Annotated in this window: 3 protein-coding genes and 2 pseudogenes; all 5 read right to left on the bottom strand. The window is 39.3% G+C overall.

The features are described 5' to 3' along the window. Positions 1-426: 426 nt before the first annotated feature. Positions 427-966 (bottom strand): annotated as a pseudogene (locus tag J9B83_RS15130) (ATP-binding protein); the annotation flags it as partial. Beyond that, positions 966-1,280 (bottom strand): annotated as a pseudogene (locus J9B83_RS16100) (Mu transposase domain-containing protein); the annotation flags it as partial. The pseudogenes J9B83_RS16100 and J9B83_RS15130, both read right to left, overlap by 1 nt. A gap of 656 nt (positions 1,281-1,936) precedes the next feature. Further along, complete coding sequence (locus tag J9B83_RS15120) at positions 1,937-3,046, bottom strand: hypothetical protein (protein ID WP_211537645.1); 1,110 nt, start codon at positions 3,044-3,046, stop codon at positions 1,937-1,939. A 25-nt stretch (positions 3,047-3,071) separates the two neighbouring features. Then, entirely contained in the window at positions 3,072-4,346 is a 1,275-nt protein-coding gene (locus J9B83_RS15115) for a ParA family protein (RefSeq protein WP_211537644.1), read from the bottom strand. A gap of 433 nt (positions 4,347-4,779) precedes the next feature. Then, complete coding sequence (locus J9B83_RS15110; RefSeq protein WP_211537643.1) at positions 4,780-6,393, bottom strand: RepB family plasmid replication initiator protein; 1,614 nt, start codon at positions 6,391-6,393, stop codon at positions 4,780-4,782. Positions 6,394-7,350: the final 957 nt, after the last annotated feature.

The following is a 7,350-nucleotide window of genomic DNA, read 5'->3' as shown; positions in this document are numbered from 1 at the left end:
GTCTGAAAGACAGGTGTCTATCAGTAATACCGTCTCGGTCTGAAAGACAGGTGTCTATCAGTAATACCGTCTCGGTCTGAAAGACAGGTGTCTATCAGTAATACCGTCTCGGTCTGAAAGACAGGTGTCTATCAGTAATATCTTCTCAGTCTGAAAGACAGGTGTCTATCAGTAATATCTTCTCGGTCTGGAAGACAGGTGTCTATCAGTAATATCTTCTCGGTCTGAAAGACAGGTGTCTATCAGTAATACCGTCTCAGTCTGAAAGACAGGTGTCTATCAGTAATATCTTCTCGATCTGAAAGATAGGTGTCTATCAGTAATACATTCTTTCTCTGAAAGGCTGCGTATTCCAGTGATTGCGATCACACATTTCGGTTTATTCCGGCCACCTGATCTTCCCTTTTTTCTCTCGTCCTATTTTTATTATAAGTGGCCGCATTGCACCAGTTTTCTCATTGATTCACCTCCCAGTTCTATCCGATGACTATTGTGTACCAAACTATCCATTAAGGTGTCTGCCACTGTGGCGTTACCAATCATGTTGCATCACTCCTTTACGGGAAGTTGGCTGATGACGATGGTGCTGCTATCTTGATAACGATATTCAAGCACTTCTAATAGGTGTCCTGATTGCTCTTGGGTCAGTTCTTCCATACCACAGTCATCGAGGATCAATAAGGTTTTCTTAGCCAGAGACTGAAGTTGTTTTTGATAGGTACCATCCAATCGACCTGCACTCAGGTCGTCGAGAAGGCGGGTTAACCAATAGTATCTGACAGCGTGTTGTTGATCACAGGCGCTAGTCTCCAGTGCACAACCAAGATACGTTTTCCCCACCCCTGTCGGGCCAGTGATTAAGATGTTCTGGTGTTTGTACAGATAACGGCCCGTTAGTAACTCGCTCATCTGTTTACGGTTAAGGTTTCGTGTTTCTTTGTAGACAAGTTGACTGGGTTGAGCATCCCATGCGTTTTGCTCAGACTTAACAGCCCAAGGCAGGAGCGGTAGGACTGCTCTGGATGAGGTTTGGCGTGGAGGATTTTATTAATGACTTCTCGAGTCGCTGGGCCGATGCTCGCTCCCCAACTGAGCAAGCATTCGGGCGACCATTTTTAATGGTGATGACAAGGCATGTGTTCTGGCTTTGTGCTATTGCTACGTTCTCTTTGGCTGCGTGGATGTTGAGTGACCATGTTGCCTTAATGATAGATCTACACCAGACGATTGGACGCTTCTAACTCAAAATGTTGATCCACGAGCTGATGAAGGACTGAGTAGTCAATAAACAGCTCGTCACCTGCAGTATGAAGTTGGTGTATGCTGAGTTTTTTATTTAAAACCAACGAGTGAAATGTTCGCAGAACTGGATATAGGCGAACGCCTGCTCTTGATATTGCTACCAGAGCAACATCTTCTTCATGCCCTTACGTCAAAGTTCGACAGCGTATTTAGTGAACCCAGACATGACTTTTTTCGTTAATCCGATCATTGATTTCGGAGTTAAGCTAAGGGTGGCCGGATAATCGCGGAATGAGTGATCGGATTAAACTGAAATAGGTGGCCGGATAGTACCGAAATGACTGGTCGTAATGCTCGAAATATGCACTGAAAGACAAGTGTCTATCAGTAATAAAGACTCTGTCTGAAAGACAGGTGTCTATCAGTAATATGCCTTGGAGGTGAGCTAGAAAGCATATAACAGAACACAAAAAACCTGAGAAACATTTGTCTATCAGGTTATTAATATTTATGCTGATTTTAGAGTAGACTCTATTTTTTCGACTTTATAAGCGCTTTTCTAACACACACAGGACACTCTCCCAAAAAAATCTCTTGAAAAAGGACGGGTAAAGACCAGAAATCCTGAGCTTTCAATGAATTAAACGCCGTATACTTATGAATCGTCATGACAACCTCTTACTACTATTTAATATCAAACAATCTGATCAAGTTTTTTCTTTAGATCTTCAAATAAATCGGCATGCTCATTAAATATCTCTTTTATTTTTTCCATTTGACTTTCTGAGTAGTCCTCTCTGGTAAAAGAGAAATTTACTGTGCAAGCTTGCTCACTTATAGCAAAGCTATTAGTAGAATCATTTTGCACAGCAGCATCTATCGCACTATTATTTTTAACCTGTAAAGCGTCATCTATCGTTTTGACGTCCAGAGAAGGTAGGCTAGATAATAAAGTCTTTAAGGATGACAATTCATTTTTAAACTCGTTAATAATAGTCGATTTTATGTTGTCAAGTGCAACAAAACTGTAGCCTTTTGGCGTGGTGTCATCTTTAACGGTTTTACGTATCGTAATTTTCTTTCCTGCTTCTTTTTCAATAAAATCAACGACTGACTTTGCAAATTTAGCCGATAATTTCCTTGAGTCGATATCGACTAGAAACTCATTTATTTCTGAATAAAGAATGGCGAACGGTATCATCAAAGAAAACCGACCCTGACTAAGAGAAGATGCTCCGGTAAGGTTATAGTTCTCTATAATGCTTTTAACAGATGCATTTGGCTCTGCTGCTGCGTACATTTCATAAAAAGAAAGGGCATTGATAGATTGCTCAGTAAATGTGAATTTTTGGTTAGAGTCCGATTTTCTGATTTCTTGCAGAACAAGCCACATACTATCTTTATCGAGCTGAATAACATGGATGTTGTATTTGATATCTATATTTAGCTTGTTATAGATATCAATACAACATGCTCTTCGAGTTGCACCATTGGCGATAAAAATGGTGTCAGATTCTGGTAGTGTATAACCAATAGCGGGGTCACTAAGCGCTTGAAATTCAGTTAGGTTTCTATATAAACTTAGATTTTCTAGGTCAATCTTCGAAATTTCTCTCGGGTTGAAAGGTGAAACTTCCGTCTTAATATCTAGTTCAGATGAGGCAATCGATACGTCACTAGTTTTAAAGGTATATTTATTTCCTGTGATTTGATCTATAAAAGTACTTTTATTGTCTTTTAAACTTGAAAGCCCGTTACCACTGGCCGTGTGTAAACCTCTGCTTCTTGAACGAAAATTGTCCATACTTTACGGTCTCATATTCTAAATGTTAAATTGATCGAATTGCTAAAATAAATTGGCTATATACAGCTTGAACGCTTTCCGAAGCTTTTCTTAAATTGATTTTTGAACACAAGCCTTCTGCATGAGACAAATCCAGAACCGTTCTATGCTTACTGGAGGCAGCGACAAAAGCATCACTATGAACAAAGTGAGACCCAAAAAGGCTTTCCTGAGCAGATTTTACAATTCTGTGCTTTATATTTACTTCGGCGGTAGATTTTGGATCATGATCTGTCAGAACCATCTTATGAACTTTAAGGTTCGTACCCTTTGAGGGTAATGTTGAATAGCGGCGATCGAGAGCCGATAAAAATGACCCAGTTGAAGAATAATCCATTTCTTTAGGAGCAATTGGCGTCAATAAAAAATTAGCGATTTCTAAAGCTAACCAAGTCAATGGACCGTCAACAGGCGGAGTATCGATAAGAATAACGTCATACTTTTCTTGTAAAGCAGGAAGAATAGTATCTCTTAGTCGAGCAAAAATTCTGTTCCTTTCCTCGCTACTTGCTTGCCAGAATTCATCTGTTAAGCGTTCGTCCATAGGGTGAGCTGGCATTACATTTAAATTGCATAAATGCGTTTCAAATGGCGCTTTTTGAATAATGTCTTTCTCGTCAGCCATATCTAAAAGCTCAGAAAACTGATTTTTCTCTAAGTCTTTCCCCATAATAATATCGACTAAGGTCAGAAATATTTCGTTTTCTGGATCATGAACTGTAAATTGATCCATACTGCCTTGCGGGTCAAGATCAAGAATTAAAACATTAGCACGCAAATGAAGATCTAAAGCAGTAGCTACTGCGAGAGAAGAGGTCGTTGTAGATTTCGCCACCCCGCCTTTTTGGTTGGCAACGGCAACTACACACTTTTTCAAGGGAAATCTATTGTTTCCAACATCTACTGAGTACTTGGGAAAATTCCAGTGATCTAATAAAGCATGGACTTCAGGCTGTGTAAGGAGGTAACGAAAATTTGTATTGCTCTGTATTGGTTCAGGTATAACACCCAGCTCAACTGCTTTTGCAAATTTCTCTCCAAATGTCTTTGTTGCACCACCAACAAACTTTCTTAATGCTGTTTTCGTAATAGCATGGTTATAGACAATTCGAGGCATACCATTAACCTGATCACTGTCGATATGAACAGAGTCATTTGAAAGGATTCGATCTTTTAATGTTTGTTGATCCGACAGCATCTCATGCCCAATTTTACTGGCATTGTTCGATACCGCGTTATTTGTAAAGTTTTTATGTGCCATGCTCGCTTCCTCTGTACACGATATGGAGCATAGTACATAAAAAACGAACAACTTAGAACCGATTTTTATAAAAAAGTTGTAATAAGTGGTTCTATTCTAGTTTTGTGGTTCTTTTTTGTTGTTTCGGTTTTTATGATCATTAATGGTTTTCAAGCATTCGCTTATGAATATTTAACCTCGTTGTCATTCATAAGTAATCAACCCTATCTAACTCCTGAAGTTTAATTTTTGGAAATCTGTACCTAGTTGATATTCATAGCCTGATCACGCTACAGATGATGCATTGTGATCTGCATTATCGGTATGTCCACAGTTGGCGTACACGAAGTGTTTCTATAACTTGCGGTTATCTAGGCGAGGTAGCCCTATAAACATGTGGAGAAACAAGTACAAAAACCGTCTGTATGTAACAAAGCACCTTTTTTCACCAATTTCAATGGTCAGATTTCTTATAAATTTCAGAACTCATGAGAACATCAATTTGCTGCTTAGCAGTTTCTTTTTTCGGCCTAAACTTCTCATGTGCTTCTTGTAAACCGAACTCTGAAAGATACTCTGAAAAACGAATACTAACGTAAGCACCTTTTAACTTATATTTAACAAATTCATCACGTTCTTCTTGGTCCCAGGAGTCCCATTCTTCACGGACTATCTCGCTAACAAACTGCCTCTCAACCGGATTAATGTACTCCGATAAAGAAAGTACGCCATTAGTCTCATGATAATCGAATTTTATAGCGTCTCTCAGCCAACCTGAAGGGTTAGCAATGGTAGTCACATGCTTGGCCTTGATGAAAAGGTTTAAGTTGTTTAAGCAACGCTCAATGGTGTATTTATTAATTAAGCTTTTTGCAATTCGAGAGTCAAAATATTTTTCAAGTTCTTGTGTCAAATCACCTTCTTTAACTAACTTAGCAATCTCAACTTTCGTCGCTTTTACTTTAAACAATATGTATTTGAAAACCGCACGAGGGTTATTTCTTCGTTCAGGGATTTCATAGTCAAACTCCAAATCCGTTCTACCATTGATCTGTTCTTTAGATCTATCTAATACCGCTCTTTTAAAATCAGCTAATCTTAGATATTTGTCTGTAATACCTAGTTGTATACGAAGCTCATCTACATTTTTTTTAAATGAGATTTCAGTTTTTCCTTTCTTTACAGTGTTAATAGGGAGCTCTTTCCTAAAAATATCGTATAAGTCAGCAGCAAGGTTTGATGTTAAGCTTATGACATATTTCATATAACTTTTGGTGAAATTTTCTTTAATATCAATCACATAAGGTTTAAACGCAGCGCCAAATTCAAACACTACATAACCTTCTTCGGCGTTGTAAGCAGAGGTGTCAAAAATAGAGATATTCTTCAACTGACTGGATTTTTTGCCTCTGGCCAATGCTGTAGCACAAAGCATATTTTCAGCGTTTGCATACATTTCACAAGCTTGTTTTTTTCTAGCTGACTCGTCATCTAATGTGACAATCTGACCAAGGTGATTAATCTCTGTCTCTAAAGCATCCTCTATTCGATCTATTGAAGGTGGTATACTTCGACCGTTCTCATCAAAGACGTGTAGACCAATATCATCATCAAAAAAAACACTCAAACCGTTTTTATCTTTGAACTCTTTGTCCTGTACATCGCTAAGTTTAATGTAAACACGTGAGCTGTCTTCTTTAAGACAAAGCCTTTTTCCGTCAACTGTTATACATGACGTATCGTAAATCAGTGGCGCTCTTACATATCTTGTCTGCAACTCTTCAAGCAAGCTTGGACTCCCTTTTGTCCCTTTAAGGTATTTACTCACATTAGACTTCGATGTGTTTAATGCATAAGCCAGTTGACTAGGAGTCACTCTAATTTCACCAATATCATGAGCTCGAGAATCGATCATTGCGATAGCTGCATGAAAGATACGATTTTCATTCAACGACATTTCTGCATGGCCAGCAATCAGCTCATTGCGCTTTGTGACTAATGCCGTATCTCTGTTAAATGCATTCTCAGATACAAGCGATTGTGTTTTATTAGAGTCTTCTTTTGGCATTGTAGGTCCATAGCACGATCTATAAAGGGGATATAAATATTTTGACTTCATGAAAGATAACGTATCGTGACAAAAAGGCAATAGGAATATTTTTAAAGTTTCCTTTTTGTCACGTTGATGTCATTAAATCTGAAGCGAATAGCAAAAAAGATATCGTGACAAAAAGGCAAGTCTATCCCTCATTAAGAGTTGTAAATCTGTCACGAAAAGGCCCAATACCAGATACATCGTGACAAAAAGGCAAGTCTCACCCTCATAAGAGTTGCAGATCTGTCACGAAGGAGTCTAATACGAGATATAGCGTGACAAAAAGGCAAATCTTACCCTCATAAGAGTTGCAGATCTGTCACGAAGAGGTCTAATACGAGATATAGCGTGACAAAAAGGCAAGTCTCCCCCTTACAGGAGTTGCGAAATTGTCACGAAAGCCTCTTGTATCAGATACAACGTGACAAAAAGGCAAATCTCTCCCTCATAGGAATTGCGGAATTGTCACGAAAGCCTCTGATGTCAGATACAACGTGACAAAAAGGCAAGTATCGCCCCTACAGAGGTTGCGAAATTGTCACGGAAGCCTCTGATGCCCGGCACAACGTGACAAAAAGGCAAGTATCGCCCTTACAGGAGTTGCGAAATTGTCACGAAAGGCTCTGATGCCCGGCACAACGTGACAAAAGGGCAAGTATCGCCCTTACAGGAGTTGCGAAATTGTCACGAAAGACTCTGATGCCCGACACAACGTGACAAAAAGGCAAGTATCGCCTTTATAGGAGTTGCGAAATTGTCACGAAAGCCTCTGATGTCAGGCACAACGTGACAAAAAGGCAAACCTCTCCCTTACAGGAGTTGCGAAATTGTCACGTAAGGCTCTGATGCCCGGCACAACGTGACAAAAAGGCAAGTATCGCCTTTATAGGAGTTGCGAAATTGTCACGAAAGCCTCTGATGTCAGGCACA

This window comes from Marinomonas vulgaris (genome assembly GCF_018145875.1).
GTDB lineage: Bacteria > Pseudomonadota > Gammaproteobacteria > Pseudomonadales > Marinomonadaceae > Marinomonas > Marinomonas vulgaris.
Note: the sequence above shows the minus strand (reverse complement) of the source record. Positions and strands in the feature narration are given on the sequence as shown.

What these genes read in the sequence shown, in the direction of transcription:
- J9B83_RS15120 (WP_211537645.1), bottom strand. Translation starts at nt 3,046, where the DNA reads ATGGACAATTTTCGTTCAAGAAGCAGAGGTTTACACACGGCCAGTGGT.
- J9B83_RS15115 (WP_211537644.1), bottom strand. Translation starts at nt 4,346, where the DNA reads ATGGCACATAAAAACTTTACAAATAACGCGGTATCGAACAATGCCAGT.
- J9B83_RS15110 (WP_211537643.1), bottom strand. Translation starts at nt 6,393, where the DNA reads ATGCCAAAAGAAGACTCTAATAAAACACAATCGCTTGTATCTGAGAAT.